This window comes from Cellulomonas jepli (assembly GCF_047229345.1).
In the GTDB taxonomy this organism is placed as follows: Bacteria; Actinomycetota; Actinomycetes; order Actinomycetales; family Cellulomonadaceae; genus Cellulomonas_A.
On the sequence record NZ_JBFTER010000058.1, the window covers coordinates 1 to 19,433 of the forward strand.

General features: G+C 76.2%; 16 protein-coding genes. 13 read left to right on the forward strand and 3 right to left on the reverse strand.

Going from position 1 to position 19,433, the window contains the following annotated elements; all coding sequences use genetic code 11:
• Positions 1-1,772 precede the first annotated feature (1,772 nt).
• The 13 genes from AB6N24_RS13950 (at position 1,773) to AB6N24_RS14010 (ending at position 16,561) form a co-directional block, all read left to right on the forward strand.
• Positions 1,773-2,936: a tetratricopeptide repeat protein gene (locus AB6N24_RS13950; RefSeq protein WP_412869993.1), complete on the forward strand. Its 1,164-nt coding sequence runs from the start codon at positions 1,773-1,775 to the stop codon at positions 2,934-2,936.
• Positions 2,933-3,985: an HAD-IIA family hydrolase gene (locus AB6N24_RS13955; RefSeq protein WP_412869994.1), complete on the forward strand. Its 1,053-nt coding sequence runs from the start codon at positions 2,933-2,935 to the stop codon at positions 3,983-3,985. The genes AB6N24_RS13950 and AB6N24_RS13955 overlap by 4 nt, the downstream gene beginning before the upstream one ends.
• 61 nt (positions 3,986-4,046) lie before the next feature.
• Positions 4,047-4,385 (forward strand): hypothetical protein, encoded by a 339-nt coding sequence (locus tag AB6N24_RS13960; protein WP_412869995.1) that lies wholly within the window; start codon positions 4,047-4,049, stop codon positions 4,383-4,385.
• A gap of 2 nt (positions 4,386-4,387) precedes the next feature.
• The gene (locus AB6N24_RS13965) at positions 4,388-5,431 is read left to right on the forward strand and encodes a TlyA family RNA methyltransferase (RefSeq protein WP_412869996.1); all 1,044 of its coding nucleotides are present in this window, start codon (positions 4,388-4,390) and stop codon (positions 5,429-5,431) included.
• Positions 5,428-6,324 carry an NAD kinase gene (locus AB6N24_RS13970; protein ID WP_412869997.1) on the forward strand — a complete coding sequence of 299 codons (897 nt, stop codon included), beginning with the start codon at positions 5,428-5,430 and terminating at the stop codon, positions 6,322-6,324. The genes AB6N24_RS13965 and AB6N24_RS13970 overlap by 4 nt, the downstream gene beginning before the upstream one ends.
• Positions 6,325-6,326: 2 nt before the next feature.
• On the forward strand, positions 6,327-8,063 hold the full coding sequence (gene recN / locus AB6N24_RS13975) for a DNA repair protein RecN (protein WP_412869998.1): 1,737 nt from the start codon (positions 6,327-6,329) through the stop codon (positions 8,061-8,063).
• 6 nt (positions 8,064-8,069) lie between these two features.
• Entirely contained in the window at positions 8,070-9,260 is a 1,191-nt protein-coding gene (gene steA, locus AB6N24_RS13980) for a putative cytokinetic ring protein SteA (protein ID WP_412869999.1), read from the forward strand.
• A gap of 37 nt (positions 9,261-9,297) precedes the next feature.
• The gene (locus tag AB6N24_RS13985; protein WP_412870000.1) at positions 9,298-10,329 is read left to right on the forward strand and encodes a copper transporter; all 1,032 of its coding nucleotides are present in this window, start codon (positions 9,298-9,300) and stop codon (positions 10,327-10,329) included.
• Positions 10,326-11,219, forward strand: coding sequence for a hypothetical protein (locus tag AB6N24_RS13990; protein ID WP_412870001.1), 894 nt, complete (start codon positions 10,326-10,328; stop codon positions 11,217-11,219). Before AB6N24_RS13985 ends, AB6N24_RS13990 begins: the two co-directional genes overlap by 4 nt.
• Positions 11,216-12,883, forward strand: coding sequence for a murein biosynthesis integral membrane protein MurJ (gene murJ / locus AB6N24_RS13995; protein ID WP_412870002.1), 1,668 nt, complete (start codon positions 11,216-11,218; stop codon positions 12,881-12,883). The genes AB6N24_RS13990 and murJ overlap by 4 nt, the downstream gene beginning before the upstream one ends.
• Positions 12,880-14,040: a glycosyltransferase family 4 protein gene (locus AB6N24_RS14000; protein ID WP_412870003.1), complete on the forward strand. Its 1,161-nt coding sequence runs from the start codon at positions 12,880-12,882 to the stop codon at positions 14,038-14,040. Before murJ ends, AB6N24_RS14000 begins: the two co-directional genes overlap by 4 nt.
• Before the next feature lie 189 nt (positions 14,041-14,229).
• Positions 14,230-15,915 carry a CTP synthase gene (gene pyrG / locus AB6N24_RS14005; protein WP_412870004.1) on the forward strand — a complete coding sequence of 562 codons (1,686 nt, stop codon included), beginning with the start codon at positions 14,230-14,232 and terminating at the stop codon, positions 15,913-15,915.
• 1 nt (position 15,916) lies between these two features.
• On the forward strand, positions 15,917-16,561 hold the full coding sequence (locus AB6N24_RS14010) for an NUDIX domain-containing protein (RefSeq protein ID WP_412870005.1): 645 nt from the start codon (positions 15,917-15,919) through the stop codon (positions 16,559-16,561).
• Here AB6N24_RS14010 and AB6N24_RS14015 read toward each other — a convergent pair.
• The 3 genes from AB6N24_RS14015 to AB6N24_RS14025 form a co-directional block, all read right to left on the reverse strand.
• On the reverse strand, positions 16,536-17,462 hold the full coding sequence (locus AB6N24_RS14015) for a COX15/CtaA family protein (RefSeq protein ID WP_412870006.1): 927 nt from the start codon (positions 17,460-17,462) through the stop codon (positions 16,536-16,538). The two genes, AB6N24_RS14010 and AB6N24_RS14015, sit on opposite strands and share 26 nt — an antisense overlap.
• Before the next feature lie 160 nt (positions 17,463-17,622).
• On the reverse strand, positions 17,623-18,441 hold the full coding sequence (locus AB6N24_RS14020) for an ABC transporter permease (RefSeq protein WP_412870007.1): 819 nt from the start codon (positions 18,439-18,441) through the stop codon (positions 17,623-17,625).
• Positions 18,438-19,397, reverse strand: a complete 960-nt coding sequence (locus AB6N24_RS14025; RefSeq protein WP_412870008.1) for an ABC transporter ATP-binding protein — start codon at positions 19,395-19,397, stop codon at positions 18,438-18,440. Before AB6N24_RS14025 ends, AB6N24_RS14020 begins: the two co-directional genes overlap by 4 nt.
• Between the last annotated feature and the right edge of the window lie 36 nt (positions 19,398-19,433).

Below are 19,433 nucleotides of genomic sequence, written 5' to 3' on the forward strand. Positions count from 1 at the left end.
AGGGTGTGGGAGAGTAGGTCGCCGCCGGACACCATTCAGAAAGAGCCACCCCATCCGGGGTGGCTCTTTCTGTATGCCCAGAAGCTGTATGCCCATAACTGCATACCAAAAGTGCTGTGGGTCCAAGGCTGGATGTCTGGAGAGTTGTATGGCCCGAAGCGCCCGTCCGCTGCCGTGAAGGCGCACGGGCAGGACCGGGCCATGCGTCCGGGCGCAGCCGGCGACCGTGCCCCCAGGGAGAGCGCGGCGGTCGGTGGACGCCGGAGCAGCTATGTGGTTCCGGTCGCGCCGCGGGTGCGATCATGAGCGTCTGCAGTCCGATGAGGGGAAGTCCATAGATGAACAGCGACGATCGCAGCCGAGGCTCGGACCGAGACCGCTCCGGTGCGCGCGGAGCTCAGCGACCCCAGGGGAGCGGGTCCGGCCCGACCGGTGGCGACCGTGCGTTCGGCACCCGATCCGGCGGTGGAACGGGTGCCGGGGGCAGGGCCTCGGGAGGCGCTGCGAGGGACTCGCGCGGTGGCGCCGGCGCCGGGGCACGCGGCGAGCGGCCGTCCGGTCCCTCGGCCGGGCGACCGGAGCGCCCGTACAACGTCGACCGTTCGTCGCGGTCAGGGTCGGCGGCCGGCAGCCGCCGGACCGACTCGTCATCGCGGGCGCCCGGAGGGACCGGTCGCTCCTGGGAGCAGCGCAGCGCCACGAGTGGTGCTGGCGGGCGGTCCTTCGAACGTCCATCCCGAGAGGGCGCGTCTCGTGAGGGCGCACCTGCATGGCGCGGCTCGGGCGACCGTGACCGCCGCTCCACGGCGGAGCGATCGGACGCCCCGCGTTCGTACCGAGCCGGCGACGGCCCGCGCGGTCCCGGTCGTCCAGGCGCGCAGGGTGGGTCGGCCGAACGGTACGGCCGCCCGGACCGGGTCGCGGGTGAGCGCTCGTGGTCCCCGCGCGGGGAGGCTCGGCCGGCTCGTGGCGAGGAGACCCGGCCGCCGCGTGCGTCCGGGCCGCGCTCGTCCGGAGCGGCAGCGGGTGGGGCTCCGCGTGTCGCAGGCAGCCGTCCCGACCGCCCGCAGCACGGCGACCGCCGGTCGTTCGGGCAGGGGGCAGGCGGGAGCTACCCCCGTGGCGGTGACCGTCCCCACGACCGACCGCGCGACGAGCGGACCGGTGCGCCTCAGCGTTCCGCCGGTGACCGTCCGTCGTACGGCGGCTCGGGTCAGCGCGCGGACCGCACGGAGGCCCGTCCGTACGCGCAGCGGCCTGCGTCCGGCGGTGGCGAGCGAGACCGTCGCTCGGGCGAGGGGTGGGGCGGGCGACCGTCGGGCACCTCGTCGGGCTCCGGTCAGCGCGGTGGACGGCCCGACGGCGCGGGCTACGCGCCGCGCGACGCGCGCAGCGATCGCGAGCAGCGGGGGGGACCGCGCGAGGGCTTCCCGTCGCGCAACGCCCGGTACGGCTCCGACGACCGCGCGGCGCGTGCGGCGGGCGACCGGCCGGCAGGCGGCAGCGCACCGGCCGGCGACCGTGCCCGGTCCGAGGACCGTCCGCGGTTCGGCGACCGTGCCGGCTCCGGCGACCGTGGGCAGCGGCCCACGGGTGAGCGTCCGTACTCGTCGCGCGGGGACCGTCCGTCGTCCGGTGACCGACCCTCGTACGGGGCCGGCGCCGAGCGAGGTTCCCGGTTCGCCGACCGGCCGGGCAGTGGTGACCGTGACCGTCCGGGTACCGGCCGTCCCGTTCGCCCGTCGACGGACCGGACGTCGCGTCCCGCCGGCGTGCGGTCCGACCGCCCGGGCGGCGACCGGCCCGGGCGTCCGGGTGGCGGGCCGTCACGTCCTGCAGGCTCGTGGAGTCGCGGGGACGAGTCGTCGAGCCGGTTCGGTGACGACGACCGTCGCGCGACCCGTCCGCCGCAGCCCGAGCGCGTCGCCGCGCCCGAGCTGCCCGAGGACATCGCCTTCTCGGACCTCGACCGTGCCGTCCGGGCGCGGCTGCGCACGCTCAGCAAGGAGAACGCGGAGAACGTCGGGCTGCACCTGGTCATGACCGGGCGCCTCCTCGACTCCGACCCCGAGCTCGCGTACGAGCACGCCCAGGCAGCAGTGCGCCGCGCCGGTCGCGTCGACGTCGTGCGGGAGGCGGCCGGTCTGGCGGCCTACCGCACGGGTCGGTTCGCCGAGGCGCTGCGCGAGCTGCGGACGGTGCGCCGGCTCAACGGCTCGTCGGAGCACCTGGCCGTGATGGCCGACTGCGAGCGTGGTCTCGGGCGTCCGGAGCGGGCGCTCACCCTGGCGTCGAGCCCCGAGGCCGAGGGCCTGTCGCCGGCGGAGTCCGTCGAGCTCGCGATCGTCGTCAGCGGCGCGCGTCTCGACCTCGGCGAGCCGGAGGCGGCGATCGCCGTGCTGCGTGCCCCGGCGGTGCGGGACACGACCGGGGTCGTCGCGGTCCGGGTCGCCCAGGCGCTCGCCGCGGCGTACGAGGCGGCCGGACGCGCGGACGACGCGCGCGACGTGCTCGCGGGCTACTCGCAGTCGCAGCTCGACGAGGCGTCGGGCGCGGCGGAGGAGGAGGATGACGTCGTCGTCTTCGACCTCGACGAGGACGAGCAGGTGCCGGACGGTGACGAGACCGACACCGCTGCGGACGCCGCGTCGGAGCTCGACGCGGAGATCCCGGGGGCGGAACGTGACTCGGCTGCGGACGCCGAGCCGGACGTGCGGAACGGGGAAGCGGACGCGGTGGCGGAGCTGCAGGACGCTTCGGAGGACGACGTGCAGGGTGCCGGGGTGGGTGCGGTCCGAGAGGGCGACGCGCTCGAGCACGAGGTGCAGGACGACGTCCTCGCCGCGGACGAGCGGTCCGGTGACGCCGGTGGCGACCTGGAGGGCGCAGGCGCCGCCGAGGGCACGGAGCAGCGCGAGCGCGAGGGCGACGCGTGAGCCGCGGGCTGCTGGGCTGCGACGTCCCCCTCGCGGAGGCGCACGACCTGGCGCTCGTGGACCTCGACGGGGTCGCGTACCGCGGGCACGAGCCGATCGCCGGCGCGGCGGACGGCCTGGCCGGTGCGCGGGCGCGTGGGATGCGGCTCGTCTTCGTGACGAACAACGCGTCGCGCGAGCCGGAGTCCGTGGCCGAGCAGCTCACGGGCCTCGGGATCCCGGCCGGTCCTGCCGAGGTCATGACCGCGGCGCAGGCCGCGGCGGAGATGCTGCGGACGCGGCTGCCGCAGGGCGCGAAGGTCCTCGTCGTCGGTGGCGCAGGCCTGGTCACCGCGGTGACGGCCGCTGGTTACACGGTCGTGGAGTCCGCGGACGACGAGCCCGATGCCGTGGCGCAGGGGTTCGCGCCCGAGCTCGGGTGGGCGCAGCTCGCCGAGGCGGCCTACGCGGTGCAGCGCGGCGCGTGGCACGTCGCCAGCAACCTCGACCTGAGCCTGCCGACCGCGCGTGGCTTCGCGCCCGGCAACGGCTCGCTCGTGGGCGCGGTGCGCGCGGCGACCGGGGTCATGCCCGACAGCGCGGGGAAGCCGTCGCCGGACATGTACCGCATGGCGATCGGCCGGGCCGGCGCGACGTCGCCGCTCGTCATCGGCGACCGCCTCGACACCGACCTGGCCGGCGCGCGTGCGGGCGACATCCCCGGGCTGCACGTCCTGACCGGCGTGAGCTCCGCGCGGGACGACGTCCTGGCGGCCCCGGGCGAGCGCCCGCACTTCATCGGCGCCGACCTCCTCTCGCTCCTCGAGCCGCACCCGCTCCCTGAGCGCTCGGCCGAGGGCTGGTGGGTCTGCCGGGGTGCTGCAGCGCGCGTCGTCGACGGGCGTCTCGACCTGCACCGCGCCGAGGGGTCGGGAGAGGATGGGGTGGACCTCGTCCGTGCGGCGTGCGCGGCCGCGTGGGACGCCGTCGACGCGGGCCTCGCGCTCGACCCGAGCTCCGTCCCCGAGCTGGGTGTGGGAGAACCGGGCGAGGTCAGCGCCGGAAGGTAGCGTGTCCCCGGTCCGGGTGGCGCGTCGGCCGACGCGGTCCGACGACGACGGGAGGACGGACATGGACGAGCACGTCGACACGACGCGCGCGGTGCCGCTGCCGTCCGCTCCGGTGCCCGCCGGGCAGGGCGCGGCGCCCGTCGTCGAGCAAGGCGTGGCAGCGGTGGCCGTGCCCGGCCCCTCGCGGCCGACACCCGCCAGCGTCCGGGTCGCGCCGACGTCCGTGGGCTCGCGCGAGGTCGAGGACATGGCGTCCGAGCACGGGACCGGTGACCACGCGGTCGACGAGGCGCTCACGCTCCTCGCGACGCTCGACGCGCTGCCGCTGCGCGAGCACGTGGCGGTCTTCGACGGCGTGCACACCGCGCTGCAGGACCGCCTCGCGGACACCGAGGGATGAGCGTGGCGACCGCACGTCTGGACACCGAGCTGGTGCGTCGCGGGCTGGCCCGCTCGCGCCGGCACGCGGGCGAGCTGATCGCCGCCGGCCGGGTCGCCGTGGACGGCGTCGCGACCTCCCGCAGCGCCACCGGACTGCGGGCCGAGCAGGTGGTGACCGTGGTCCAGGACGACGACCCGGGCTACGCCTCGCGTGCAGGCCACAAGCTCGCCGGTGCCCTCGACCGCTGGGTGCCCGTCGGGCTGCGCGTCGCCGGCCGGCTGTGCCTCGACGCCGGGGCGAGCACGGGCGGGTTCACGGACGTGCTGCTGCGGCACGGCGCGCGCCGGGTCGTGGCCGTCGACGTCGGGCACGGTCAGCTCGTCGAGGCGCTGCGCGCCGACCCGCGGGTCGAGTCGCGGGAGGGCGTGAACGTCCGCAACCTCGTGCCCGCGGACCTGGGACCGTCACCCGAGCTCGTGGTCGCCGATCTCTCCTTCATCTCGCTCACGCTCGTGCTTCCCGCGCTCGCGAGCGTGGCCGCGGACGGCGCCGACCTCGTCGTCATGGTCAAGCCGCAGTTCGAGGTCGGTCGGGAGCGTCTCGGTTCGGGCGGGGTCGTGCGCGACGCCGGGCTGCGCACCGACGCGGTCCTGTCGGTCGCGCGCGCGGCCGTCGCGCTCGGGCTGGGTGTCGTCGACGTGTGCGCGAGCCCGCTGCCGGGACCGAGCGGCAACGTGGAGTTCTTCCTGTGGCTGCGGCGTGCGGGCGGGCCGTCCGTGGCCCCCGGCCACGCGGAGGAGGTGCCCGGCGCCGTGCGTGCCGGGACCGGCGTGCCTGGTACCGCGCTGACGGGGATCGACGTGACGGAGACCGGCGCGACGGACGCCGGGGTGGCCGAGGCCGGGCTGACCGAGACCGAGGTGACGGAGATCGCAGTGACCGAGACCGAGGTGAGCGCGGTCGGTTCGACCGGCGCGCCCGTGATCGGGGGAGTGCTGGCCGACGACGAGCTCGTGCGTCGCGTCGAGGCCGTCGTGCTCGCGGCGGACGGGACGGCGTCGTGACCCGCCGCGTCCTCGTCGTGACGCACGGCGGTCGGGCCGAGGCGGTGGCCGCGACCGACGAGGCGGTGCGCGCGCTCAAGGCGGCCGGGTTCGTGCCGGTCATCGCGGACGACGACGGCACCCCGCCGCCCGTCGACGACCTCGACCTCGCGGTCGTCCTCGGCGGCGACGGGACGATCCTGCGTGCCGCCGAGCTGACGCGCGGCACCGGCGTGCCGTTGCTGGGGGTCAACCTGGGGCACGTCGGCTTCCTGGCCGAGAGCGAGCGCGAGGACATCGACGAGGCCGTGCGCCGCCTCGCCGACGGCGCCTACACGGTCGAGGAGCGCGGGACCCTCGACGTGCGCGTGCACATCCCGGGCGGAGGCGCGCCGGACGTCGGCTGGGCCCTGAACGAGGCCGCGCTCGAGAAGAGCGACCGCGCCCGGATGCTCGAGGTCGTCATCGAGGTCGACGGTCGGCCGTTGTCGTCCTTCGGGTGCGACGGGGTGGTCCTCGCGACGGCCACGGGCTCCACCGCGCACGCGTTCTCCGCCGGCGGGCCGGTCGTGTGGCCGGACGTCGACGGCATGATCCTCGTGCCGCTGTCGGCGCACGCGCTGTTCGCCCGCCCGCTCGTCGTCGGGCCGTCGAGCGTGCTCGCCGTCGAGATCCTGGGCCGCTCGCCGGCCAGCGGGGTCGTCACGTGCGACGGACGGCGCAGCACCGAGCTGCCGGTGGGCTCGCGCGTCGAGGTCCGCCGCAGCCCGGTGCCGGTACGCCTGGCGCGGCTGAGCCACGCCCCGTTCACGGACCGGCTCGTGAACAAGTTCGCGCTGCCCGTCGAGGGGTGGCGCGGCGAGAAGCCGAACGGAGGGCGCCGAGCCCTCCCCACCGACGGACACGAGGACTGACCGTGCTCGAGGAGATCCGGATCGAGAACCTGGGCGTCATCGGGCGCGCGCACGTGACGCTCGGGCGGGGCCTGACCGTGCTCACGGGTGAGACGGGCGCGGGCAAGACGATGGTGCTCACGGGGCTCTCGCTGCTCCTGGGCGGCAAGGCCGACCCGGCGGTCGTCCGCACCGGGCAGCGCAGCGCGTCCGTCGAGGGTCGCATCGTCGAGCCGGAGGGCTCCGCCGTGCTCCGCCGAGCCGAGGACGCCGGTGCGGAGGCCGATGACGACGGGACGCTCGTCGTCCTGCGCACCGTCGGCGCGGCGACCGCCGAGACGTCCGGGCGCTCGCGTGCCTTCCTCGGTGGCCGCTCGGTGCCGCAGGGCGTGCTCGCGGACCTCGCGGACGCTCTCGTGACCGTCCACGGCCAGGCCGACCAGGCCCGGCTGCGGTCCCCGTCACGCCAGCGCGCCGCGCTCGACGCGTTCGCCGGACCCGAGCACGCGGCGACGCTCGAGCGGTACCGCGAGGCCTGGAACACCCGCCAGGCCGTCGTCGCGGAGCTCGCCGAGCTCGTCGAGCGCGGCCAGGACCGGGCACGCGAGGCGGAGCTGCTGCGGCTCGGGCTCAGCGAGGTCGAGCGGATCGACCCGCAGCCCGGCGAGGACGTCGAGCTGACCGCCGAGGTCGAGCGGCTCTCGCACGCCGAGGACCTGCGCGCGGCCGCGTCCGGCGCGCACACCGCGCTGGTCGGCGAGGACGACGCGACCGCGGACGGCTCGGCGAGCGCGGTGATCGACCATGCGCGCCGCCTGCTCGAGAACGTCGGCGAGCACGACGCGACGCTCGCCGCCCTCGCGACCCGCGTCGCCGAGGCGGGCTACCTGATCGCGGACGCCGCCGCCGACCTCTCGTCGTACGTGCAGGACCTCCAGGCCGACCCCGCCCGGCTCGAGACGGCGCAGCGCCGGCGCGCCGAGCTCGGGACGCTCACGCGCAGCTACGGCGCGGACGTCGCCGAGGTGCTCGCGTGGGCGGACGTCTCCGGGCGGCGGCTGCTCGAGCTCGAGGGTGGTGACGACCGCGTCGCGGAGCTCGAGGCGGAGCGGGACGCCCTGGGTGCGCGGCTGGCCGAGCTCGGCGACCAGCTCACCCGGGCGCGCCAGGACGCGGCGGGCGTGCTCGCGGAGGCGGTGTCCACCGAGCTCGCGGGCCTCGCGATGGCGGGTGCCCGGCTCGTCGTCGACGTCGCGCCCGCGGCCGAGCCCGGGCCGCACGGGCTCGACGCGATCGAGATGCTCCTCGTGCCGCACGCCGGCGCGCCTGCGCGTCCGCTCGGCAAGGGCGCGTCGGGCGGCGAGCTCTCGCGCGTGATGCTCGCGATCGAGGTCGCGCTCGCGACGTCCCCGGGCTCGGGGGCGCACCGGCCCGGGACCTTCGTGTTCGACGAGGTCGACGCCGGCGTCGGCGGCAAGGCGGCCGTCGAGGTCGGCCGCCGGCTCGCGGCGCTCGCGCGCGACTCGCAGGTGCTCGTCGTGACCCACCTCGCCCAGGTCGCGGCGTTCGCGGACCAGCACCTCGTGGTGACGAAGTCGCACGCCGACGGGGTCGACGTCGTCACCGAGTCGGACGTGCGTTCCGTCACGGGCGCCGACCGTGTCCGCGAGCTCGCCCGCATGCTCTCCGGCCAGGAGGACTCCGAGGTGGCGCGCTCGCACGCGGCTGAGCTCCTGGAGCTCTCCGGCGTGGGACGATGACGGGCGATGAGAGTCCCCCTGCGCAAGCGCGCCTCCCTGCCTGACGAGCCCGGCCTCGCCGGTCCGGCCCGCGTCGACCCCCGGACGAAGGCGCTCACCAAGCGCCTGCGACCGGGCGACGTCGCGGTCATCGACCACCTCGACATCGACCGCGTCTCGGCCGAGGCCCTCGTCGCGTGCGGTCCCGCCGCGGTGCTCAACGCCGCGCGCTCGACGTCGGGTCGCTACCCGAACCTCGGCCCCGAGATCCTCCTCGAGGCGGGGATCCCGCTCGTCGACGACCTCGGGCCCGACGTCATGGCGATCACGGAGGGGCACGCCGTCCGCGTGCTCGACGGCGCGGTCTACGACGGGGAGACGCTCGTCGCCGAGGGCGTGCTGCAGACCGCGGAGACCGTCGCCGCGGCGATGGAGGAGGCGCGCGCCGGGCTGTCCGTCCAGCTCGAGTCGTTCGCCGCGAACACCATGGACTACCTCCGCCGGGAGCGGGACCTGCTGCTCGACGGCGTCGGCGTGCCCGACATCGACACCGACATCGACGGCCGCCAGGTCCTCATCGTGGTGCGCGGCTACCACTACAAGGAGGACCTGGTCACCCTCCGGCCGTACATCCGCGAGTACCGGCCCGTGCTCATCGGGGTGGACGGCGGTGCGGACGCGATCCTCGACGCGGGGTGGACGCCCGACCTCATCGTCGGCGACATGGACTCGGTCTCGGACCGGGCGCTGCGGTGCGGGGCGGAGGTCGTGGTGCACGCCTACCGCGACGGGCGCGCACCGGGGCTCGCGCGCGTCGAGCAGCTCGGTGTGGGGCACGTCGTCTTCCCGGCGACGGGGACGAGCGAGGACGTCGCCATGCTGCTCGCCGACGACAAGGGCGCCGAGCTCATCGTCGCGGTCGGGACGCACGCGACGCTCGTGGAGTTCCTCGACAAGGGCCGCTCGGGCATGGCCAGCACGTTCCTCACGCGGCTGCGCGTCGGTGGCAAGCTGGTCGACGCCAAGGGCGTCTCGCGCCTGTACCGCCACCGCATCTCGAACGTGCAGCTCGTGCTGCTCGTGCTCGCCGGGCTCCTGGCCCTCACCGTCGCGCTCGCGTCGACCGCCGCGGGCCAGACGCTCGCGGGCCTCGCCGGCGCGCGGTTCGACGACCTGTTCTCGTGGCTCGGCTCGCTCGTGGGGGAACCCCAGGAATGAGCCTGACGCCGCCCGCCTGCAACCGAGAGATCCTCACGTGATCGACTTCCGCTACCACATCGTCTCGCTCATCTCGGTGTTCCTGGCCCTCGCGGTCGGGATCGCCCTGGGCGCCGGACCGCTCAAGGAGACCATCGGCGACACGCTCACCGGTCAGGTCGAGCTGCTGCGCGCCGAGAAGGACGAGCTGCGCACCGAGCTCGAGACGTCGCAGGCGCGCCTCGCGAACTCGACGGCGTGGATCAGCGCCGCCGGACCGCAGCTCGTCGACGGCACGCTCGACGGTCGCCGGGTCGCCGTCGTCGCGCTCGGCGAGATCGACGCGGAGCGCGCCGGGGTGATCGACTCCGCGCTGAACGACGCCGGCGCCACGCTGACCGCGCACGTGACGGTGACCGACGTGTGGACGGACGAGGAGCTGCGCAGCATGCGCCGGGCTCTCGCCGGGACGTTCGTGCAGTACCTCGACCCGGCGCCTGCGGACGACGCGCAGGACGAGGCGATCCTCGCCCAGGCGCTCGCCCAGGGGCTCACCGGCGCCTCGCCGACGTCCCCGGACACGCTGTCGGAGTCCGCGTCGACGCTGCTCGACCTGCTCGACGAGGGCGACCAGGCCCTCATCGCCGTGACGGAGCCGGTCGTCACCGCGGCCGACGCGATCGTCGTGGTGAGCCCGTACGACGAGGCTGCCGCGGCGGCTGAGACGCCCGGGGGCGAGGAGCAGGAGAGCGCGACGAGCGCGCAGCTCGCGATCCTCGCGGCAGCGCAGGAGGCGTCCGAGGGCGCCGTGCTGGCGGACGCCCCGCGGGACGCCGCGACGCTGACGAACGCGGTGCTCGCCGACCCCGAGCTGGCGGACCGCCTCACGACCGTGACGGGCACGGACCAGGCGCCCGGCCAGATCTCGGTCGCGCTCGCGCTCAACGCGCGCATCGGCGGGACCAACGGCCACTACGGCTTCGGCGAGGGCCAGACGGTGCTGCCGCAGCCGGTCGTGCTGGCACCCGTCGACCGCACGCCGACCTCGGCGGTGCCGGCCGACCCGAACGCCGCCGGGACCGGCGGATGACGGTCGCACCGCTGCGCCGCGTGCTCGGGGCCGCGGGCGCGGCGAGCGCGACGCTCGTGGCTCGCGGCCTGCTGGACGAGGTCCCGGGCGGGACGGCGCGCTGGACGCGCACGAACCACCGCGGTGAGCCGGTGAGCATGCTGGCCGGCCCCGCGGCCGCTGCGGGTGCGCTCGTCGGTGGCCTCCTCGGGGCGGGGAGCGTGCGCGGCGCGCTCGCGGCGACGGTCGCGACCGGCACGGCGGCGTCCTTCGGTGTCGTCGACGACCTGACGGAGGACACCACCGAGCGGACGAAGGGCCTGCGCGGGCACCTCGGCGCGCTCGCCCGCGGACGCGTGACGACGGGCGGGCTCAAGGTGCTCGGCATCGGCGCCGGCGCCGTGCTCGCGGCGGCGATCGCGACGCCGGTGCGCGCGGCGGACGGCTCCCGGCGCTCGGCCGCCGGCTGGGGCCTCGACGTCCTCGCCTCGGGTGCGCTCGTCGCCGCCTCGGCCAACCTCGTCAACCTGCTCGACCTGCGGCCCGGGCGTGCCCTCAAGGCCGTCGGGCTGACGGCGGCGCCGATCGCGCTCGCGGGCGGTCCCGGTGCGGGCCTCGCCGCAGCGGTCCTGGGCACGGCCGGCGCCGGGCTCGAGGCCGACCTCGCGGAGCGCGACATGCTCGGTGACGGCGGGGCCAACGCGCTCGGCGCGCTGCTCGGCACCGCGGTGGTCGTCGAGGCCGGCCGTCCGGTCCGGTACGGGGTGCTGGCCGCGCTGGTGGCCCTGACGCTCGCGAGCGAGCGGATCAGCTTCACCGAGGTCATCGCGCGCACGCCCGTGCTGCGGGAGGTCGACGCGTGGGGACGGCGCCCGGCGGCTCCCGTCCGGGTCGAGGGCACCGGCGCGTGAGCCCGCGGCTCCGGGCGCTCGTCGGCGGGCTCGCCGGGGCGGCGGCGATGATCGCCGTCGTCACGGTGGTCAGCCGGCTGCTCGGTTTCGCGCGCACGTTCGCGCTCGCGTCGAACGTCGGCGCGGACTCGGTCGCGGGTGCGTACGCGTCCGCGAACGCGCTGCCGAACGTCATCTTCGAGGTCGCGGCCGGCGGCGCGCTCGCGGGTGCTCTCGTACCGGCGCTGGCGGGGCCGATCGCGCGTGGCGTGCGTGACGACGTCGACCGGATCTCCTCGGCGGTGCTGGGCTGGGTGCTGATCGTCCTCGTGCCGCTCGGTGCCCTCCTCGCGCTCCTGGCCGAGCCCGTGGCCAGTGTCGTCGTGCACCTGTCCCACGACCCCGGCCAGGAGGACCTCGTCCGGTTCTTCGTCGTCGTGTTCGCGGTGCAGGTGCCGCTCTACGGCGTCGCCGTGACGCTCGCGGGCGTCCTGCAGGCGCAGCGCCGGTTCTTCTGGCCGGCGTTCGTGCCGGTCCTGTCGAGCCTCGTGGTGATCGTCGCGTACCTCGCCTACGGGGCGCTGTCCGAGGGGGAGGGGACCGACCCCGCCGCGGTGCCCGAGTCGGCGCTGAGCTGGCTCGCCTGGGGGACCACGGCCGGCGTCGTCGCGATGAGCCTGCCGCTGTTCGTCCCGGTCTGGCGCTCCGGCGTCCGGCTGCGACCGACGCTCCGGTTCCCCGACGGGGTCGCCGCTCACGTGCGCCGGCTCGCGTTCGCGGGCGTCGGCGCGCTCGTGGCGCAGCAGGGCGCGGTGCTCGTGGTCCTCGCGCTGGCGAACACCGGCCCCCAGGGCACCCCTGCCGTCTTCTTCTACGTGCAGGCCGTCTACGTGCTGCCGTACGCGGTGCTCGCGGTGCCCCTCGCCACGGCGACGTTCCCGCGCCTGGCCGAGCGCGCGGCCGACGCCGACCGTGACGGTTTCGCGCGGCTCGCGGCGCAGACGACGCGCGCGGTGCTGGTGGCGTCGGGGCTCGGGGCGGCCGCCGTCGTCGCCGCTGCTCCTGCGGTCGCGAGCCTGTTCGTCGGCGTCGCGCCCGAGGGTGATCCCGAGCTGCTCGTCGCGATGGGTCCGGCGCTCACCTGGATGGCGCCCGGGCTGCTCGGGTACGCGCTGCTGTTCCACGTCTCGCGGGCGCTCTACGCGCTCGACCGCGGCAGGGCGGCGGTGCGTGCGGCGGTGATCGGCTGGCTCGTCGTCGTCGTGGCGTCGCTCGTCGCCTGCCTGCTCGTGGTGCCCGACGCGCAGACCCCCGCGACCCTGGTCGCGCTCGGGGCCGGCAACGCGGTCGGGATGCTCGTCGCGGGTGCGGCGCTCCTGCTCGGGCTGCGACGGGCCGCCGGGCGGGACGCGCTCCGCGGCGTCGCGCGCACGCTCCTCGTGCTCGCCCTCGGGGGCACGCTCGGCGCGGTCGTGGGCCGCCTGGTGGCCGACGGCGTGCTCGCCCTGGTCGGGGACGGGACGGCTGCGGCCCTCAGCGCGGGCGCGGGTGGCGGCGTCGTCACGCTCGTGGTCGCCGGGAGCGTCGTGCTCGGGCTCGACCGCGACATCCTGCGCTCGCTGGCCGGCGCGGGCGGCCGAGCCGCCCGGCCCGCGAGCGCGCCGGAGCAGGGGAGGGGCGTATGACCCGGCGGATCGTCCAGGTGCTCGGGTCGAGCGCCGGCGGCGTCGCTCGCCACGTCGCGCAGATCGCCTCCGCCCTGGCAGAGGCCGAGACCGAGGGCGGCGCCGGCGCGCTGCAGGTGCAGGTGGTCGGCCCGGCGGCGGTCGAGCGCACCGTCCTGGGCGGGACGACGCGGGCCGCGTTCCGGGCCGTCGAGATCGCGGACCGGCCCCGCCCCGCCGCCGACGCGCGCGCCGTCCGGGAGCTGCGCCGGCTCGTGCGCGGCGCCGACGTGCTGCACGCGCACGGGCTGCGCGCCGGGGCGCTCGCGGTGATCGCCGCGCGGACGCTGCCGCGCCGGGCCCGTCCGAGGTCCGTCGTGACGTTGCACAACCTGCCCGTCGGCGGGCGTGCGGTCCGCACGGTCTCGACCGTGCTCGAGCTCGTGGTGGCCCGGGGTGCCGACGTCGTGCTCGGGGTGTCGGGCGACCTCGTCGTGCGGGCCTCGGCACGGGGAGCCCGCGCGGCCGAGCGCGCCCTCGTGCCCGCACCGACGACCGCGCCGCCGACCCGGTCGCGCTCGGACGTCCGGGCCGCGCTCGGGGTGCCGGACGGTGCCTCGCTCGCGGTCACGGTGGCGCGCCTCGCACCGCAGAAAGGGCTCGACACCCTCCTCGACGCCGCCGTGCTCCTCGGGTCCACGCCGGCGCTCGTGTGGGTCGTCGCGGGGGACGGGCCGCTCGAGGGTGTGCTGGCCGCGCGCGTGCGGGACGAGGACCTGCCCGTCCGGCTCCTGGGCCGGCGCGAGGACGTCCCGGACCTGCTCGCCGCCGCCGACGTCGTCGTCTCGACCGCCGTCTGGGAGGGCCAGCCGATCGCGGTCCAGGAGGCGCTGCGCGTCGGGGCGGCCGTCGTCGCGACCGACGCGGGAGGGACGCGCGAGGTGACCGGCGACGCCGCGGTGCTGGTGCCCGTGGGGTCCGCGGAGAGGCTCGCGGAGGCGGTCCGGACGGTGCTGACGGACGACGACCGTCGCGAGGCGCTGCGGGTCGGGGCGTCCGCGCGGGCGGCCGAGCTGCCCGACGTGGCGCAGGTCGTCGCCCAGCTGCTGCGCGTCTACGGGGCCGAGGGCGGCGGCTCCGCCGGAGCCGCCTCCGACGGTGGCGCGCGAGCCCGCTGACGCAGGCCCGGCCCCGGTGACCGGTCACTCCGGCATCGGTCCGACCCGCCTTCGCACGTCCGACGGTCCTGCAGGGGTCCGCCGCACCGACCCTGACACCGCTGGTCGGCCGACCCCGCGACCGCCCGTCGGGGACGCGCCGACCGCCCGGTCCGGGTCCGGCGCCCGCGTCGGGTAGAGTGGAAGCCCGTGGCAGAGCGCGCAAATCGACTCTCCGGGCGGTCGGACAACACGACCCGGCACATCTTCGTCACCGGAGGCGTCGCCTCCTCTCTGGGCAAGGGCCTCACGGCCAGCTCCCTCGGTCGGCTCCTGCGCTCCCGTGGCCTCAAGGTCACGATGCAGAAGCTCGACCCGTACCTCAACGTCGACCCCGGGACCATGAACCCGTTCCAGCACGGCGAGGTCTTCGTGACGGAGGACGGCGCGGAGACCGACCTCGACGTCGGGCACTACGAGCGCTTCCTCGACGTGGAGCTCGTCGGCTCGGCGAACGTCACGACCGGCCAGGTGTACTCGCAGGTCATCGCCAAGGAGCGTCGCGGCGAGTACCTGGGCGACACCGTGCAGGTCATCCCGCACATCACCGACGAGATCAAGCTGCGCATGCGCGCCCAGGCGGACCCCGCCGAGGGGCAGGCGCCGGACGTGATCATCACCGAGATCGGCGGCACGGTCGGCGACATCGAGTCGCTGCCGTTCCTCGAGGCGGCGCGCCAGGTGCGCCACGACCTCGGTCGCGACAACGTGTTCTTCCTGCACGTGTCGCTCGTGCCGTACATCGGCCCGAGCGGTGAGCTCAAGACCAAGCCGACGCAGCACTCGGTCGCCGCGCTGCGCTCGATCGGCATCCAGCCCGACGCGATCGTGTGCCGGGCGGACCGCGACATCCCCGAGTCCACGAAGCGCAAGATCGCGCTCATGTGCGACGTCGACGCCGAGGCGGTCGTGACCGCCAAGGACGCGCCGAGCATCTACGACATCCCGCGCGTGCTGCACTCCGAGGGCCTCGACGCGTACGTCGTGCAGCGCCTCGGCCTGCCGTTCCGGGACGTCGACTGGAGCGGCTGGGACGAGCTGCTGCAGCGCGTGCACGTCCCCGCGCACCGCGTCGAGGTTGCGCTCGTCGGCAAGTACATCGACCTGCCCGACGCCTACCTCTCGGTGACCGAGGCGCTGCGCGCCGGCGGGTTCCACCACGACGCGAAGGTCGTCATCCGCTGGGTCACCTCGGACGACTGCCAGACCCCCGAGGGCGCCAAGCTCGCGCTCGAGGGCGTCGACGCGGTGCTCGTGCCTGGCGGCTTCGGCGTGCGCGGCATCGAGGGCAAGCTCGGCGCGCTGCGCTGGGCCCGCGAGCAGAAGGTCCCGACGCTCGGGATCTGCCTGGGTCTGCAGTGCATGGTCATCGAGTTCGCGCGCTCGGTGCTCGACCTGCCCGGCGCCTCGTCGTCGGAGTTCGACACCGACCCGGTGGACCCGGTCGTCGCGACGATGGAGGAGCAGCTCGCGATCGTCGACGGCGCGGGCGACCTGGGCGGCACGATGCGGCTCGGCGCGTACGACGCGGTGCTGACGCCCGGGTCGGTCGTCGCGGAGGCCTACGGCACGACCGAGGTCTCGGAGCGTCATCGCCACCGCTACGAGGTCAACAACGGCTACCGCGACCGCCTGGAGGCGGCCGGCCTCGTGATCTCGGGCGTCTCGCCCGACCGGTCGCTCGTCGAGTTCGTCGAGCTCCCGCGCGAGACCCACCCGTACTTCGTGGCGACGCAGGCGCACCCGGAGTTCAAGTCGCGCCCGAACCGCGCGCACCCGCTCTTCGCGGGCCTGATCGGTGCGGCGCTCGCGCAGCACGGGACGGACGAGGACTGACATGACGAGCACGGAGCCGCGCGCCGGGGACGACCAGGACCTCACCGAGGTCGCCGACCGCGCGGCTCCGCGCCCCGTCACCGAGCACACGCTGCTCCACGAGGGTCGCGTGTGGGACCTCGTGGGTGACGTCGTGGACCTGGGGGAGACCCAGGTGCTGCGCGAGTACGTCGACCACCCGGGCGCGGTCGCGGTCATCGCGGTCGACGACGAGGACCGCGTCCTGCTGCTGCGCCAGTACCGGCACCCGGTGCGCTCCGAGCTGTGGGAGCCGCCCGCCGGGCTGCGGGACGTCGCGGACGAGCCCCCGGTCCGGACCGCGGCGCGCGAGCTCGCCGAGGAGGCGGACCTGCGTGCCGAGCGCTGGCACGCGCTCGTCGACTTCTACACGACGCCGGGCGGCTCGTCCGAGGAGATCCTGGTCTTCCTCGCGCGGGGGCTCTCGCCCGTGCCGGACGACGAGCGGTTCGAGCGGACCGACGAGGAGGCCGGCATGGTCCCCGTGTGGGTCCCGCTCGACGACGCCGTGGCCGCTGTGCTCGGGGGCCGGCTGCGCAGCCCGTCGGCGGTCGTCGGGATCCTCGCCGCGGCGGCGGCGCGCGCCCGCGGGTGGGACGAGCTCACGCCCGCGGACGCAGCTCCCTGACGAACGCGGTCAGCGCGGCCGTGAGCAGGGCGGCGCCCAGCATGTGCACGCCCACGAGCAGCGCGGGCAGGCCCGTGAAGTACTGCACGTAGCCGACGAGACCCTGCGCGAGCGTCACGACGACGAGCACGACCGCCGCGCGACGGGTCCGGTGCGGCGCGGTGCCGCGGAGCAGGCCGACGACAAGCGCGGCGAGCACCGCGAGGAACGCCCACACCGACGCCGCGTGCAGCTTCGCGGCGAGCACCGGGTCGAACGCGAACCGGTACGCGACCTCCTCGTCCCCGCCGTGCGGACCGGCCCCGGTCACGAGGATGCCGAGGGCGAGCATGACGACGGCGACGCCGACGAGGACCCGGCTCAGGGCGAGGGTGCGCGGCCCGACGACGGCCCGCGGCGGGCCGTCGCCCTGCCGGTGCCGCACCACGAGCGCGGTGGACGCCGCGACGAGCCCGAGCGAGATGATCATGTGCAGCCCGACGAGCGCGGGCGGCAGCTCGAGCAGCACGATGATGCCGCCGACCACGGCCTGCAGGACGACGCCGACGAGCGGCAGGAGCCCGAGCCGCCGGTAGCCCGGCGCGCGCGTCACGTCGGTCCAGACCAGCACGGCGACGGCGATCGCGATGACGCCGAGCACGCCGGTCAGCGTCCGGTTGCCGAACTCGATGAAGGGGTGGATCGAGCTCGCGGAGTGCAGCGCGGGCGTGAACTCGCCCGGCTCGCACTGCGGCCACGTCGAGCACCCGAGGCCCGACCCGGTCAGCCGGACCGCACCGCCGGTGACGATGATGACCACCTGCGCGACGAGGTTCGCGACCAGCGCCGGGCGCGTCCACGACCGCCAGCGGGCCAGCGGGTCACGGCGGGCGGGAGGGGCGGTCACGGGGGCGGTGCTCACGCCCTCCAGGGTACGGCGGCGCGGCCGTCGTCCACCCCGGCCGTGGCGTCCTGGGGACGTGAGATGGGCGACGCCCTCGGCCGGCTCACGCGGCCCCCGGCGGCGGCAGCGGCGCGCGCCGACGAGGCGCGCGCCGGCGACGTGGGCGGACGGTGCCCGGTCAGTGCCAGCGGAACAGCCGGCGCGCGCCCCACGCGAGCGCCACGGCCCAGGCGAGCAGCACGAGCAGCGAGGTGACCGCGAGCTCCCCGTGCACCAGCCCCGCGCGCAGTGCCTCGCCGAGCGCTCCCGACGGCAGCAGCAGCGCCGCGTCACCGAGCCAGCCGGGCAGCTGGCTCGCCGGGATCACGATGCCGCCCGCGACCGCGAGCAGCACGAGCACCAGGTTGGCGGTCGCGAGCACGGCCTCGGCCCGCAGCGACCCGGCGAGGGCGAGCGCGAGCGAGGTGAACGCCGCGGTGCCGAGCAGCAGCGCGAGCAGCGCGGCCGGGACGCCGGCGAGCTCGGGCCGCCAGCCGAGCGCGACCGCGACGGCGCCGATCACCACGACCTGCACGAGCTCGACCGCGAGCACGCCGAGGACCTTGCCGGCGAGCAGGCCGCCGCGCCCGAGCGGGGTCGTGGCGAGCAGGCGCAGGACGCCGTTGCGCCGGTCGAACGCGGTCGCGATGGCCTGCGACGTGAACGCCGTGCTCATCACCGCGAGGGCGAGCACGCCGGGGGCGACGAAGTCGATGCGCGAGGCGCCGCCGGTCGCCAGGTCGACGAACCCGGTGCGCGCGAGCCCGACGAGGACGAGGACCGGCAGGATCACGGTCACGAGCAGCTGCTCGCCGTTGCGCAGGATCATGCGCGTCTCGAACCCGGCCTGCGTGAGCACGCGCCGCAGCGTCGGGGCTGCGCCGGGGGCGGTGCGTGCCGGACCCGCCGGGCGGTGTCCGGAGGGGCCGGTCGGGGCCGGGCGGGCGTCCGGGCTCATCGCAGGCTCTGTCCGGTGAGGTCGAGGAAGACGTCCTCGAGGGTGCGCCGCCCGACGGTCACCCGGCTGACGAGCAGGTCGCGCGCGGCGCACCACGCCGTCAGGTCGGCGAGCGTGCGGGCGTCGACGTCCCCCGTGACGACGTAGTCGAGCTCGCCGCCGTCGGGGGAGGGGCGCACCACCGGACCGGCACCCGGCGCCGGTCGCCCGGCGAGCGCCTGGGTCAGGGAGTCCAGCGCGGACGCGTCGAGCGGGACCGGCGCCATGAACCGCAGCGTCCGGTCGCTGCCGGCCGCGACGAGGTCCGCGACCGAGCCCTGGGCGATCACCGCACCATGGTCGACGACCACCACGCGGTCGGCGAGGTCCTCGGCCTCGTCCATCAGGTGGGTGGTGAGCACGACGGACGTGCCCTCGGCGCGCAGCTCGCGCACGAGCTCCCAGACCGCGCGCCGCGACTGCGGGTCCATGCCGGCGCTGGGCTCGTCGAGGAACACGAGCTCGGGGCGTCCCACGAGCGCGGTCGCGAGCGCGAGCCGTTGGCGCTGACCGCCCGAGAGCCGCCGGACCGTCGTGCGCGCGAAGCCGCCGAGGCCGAGCCGCTCGCTGAGCTCGCCGACGTCGCGCGGGCGGGCGTGCAGCCGCGCGACGTGCTCGAGCATCTCGAGCGCGCGCACGCCGGTCGGCAGCCCGCCGTCCTGGAGCATGACGCCGACGCGCGGGCGCAGGGCGCGGGCGTCGGCCAGCGGGTCCAGCCCGAGCACGCGCACCGAGCCGGCGTCGGGGGAGCGCAGCCCCTCGCAGCACTCGACCGTCGTCGTCTTGCCCGCGCCGTTCGGCCCGAGGACCGCCGTGACGCGGCCGGCGTCCGCGACGAGGTCGAGGCCGTCGACGACCGCCCGGGAGCCGTACCGCTTCACGAGGCCGCGGATCTCGACGGCGGGGGTCTCGGGCACGCAGGGAGTCTAGGTGGTGCCCGACGGCGCCTCGCG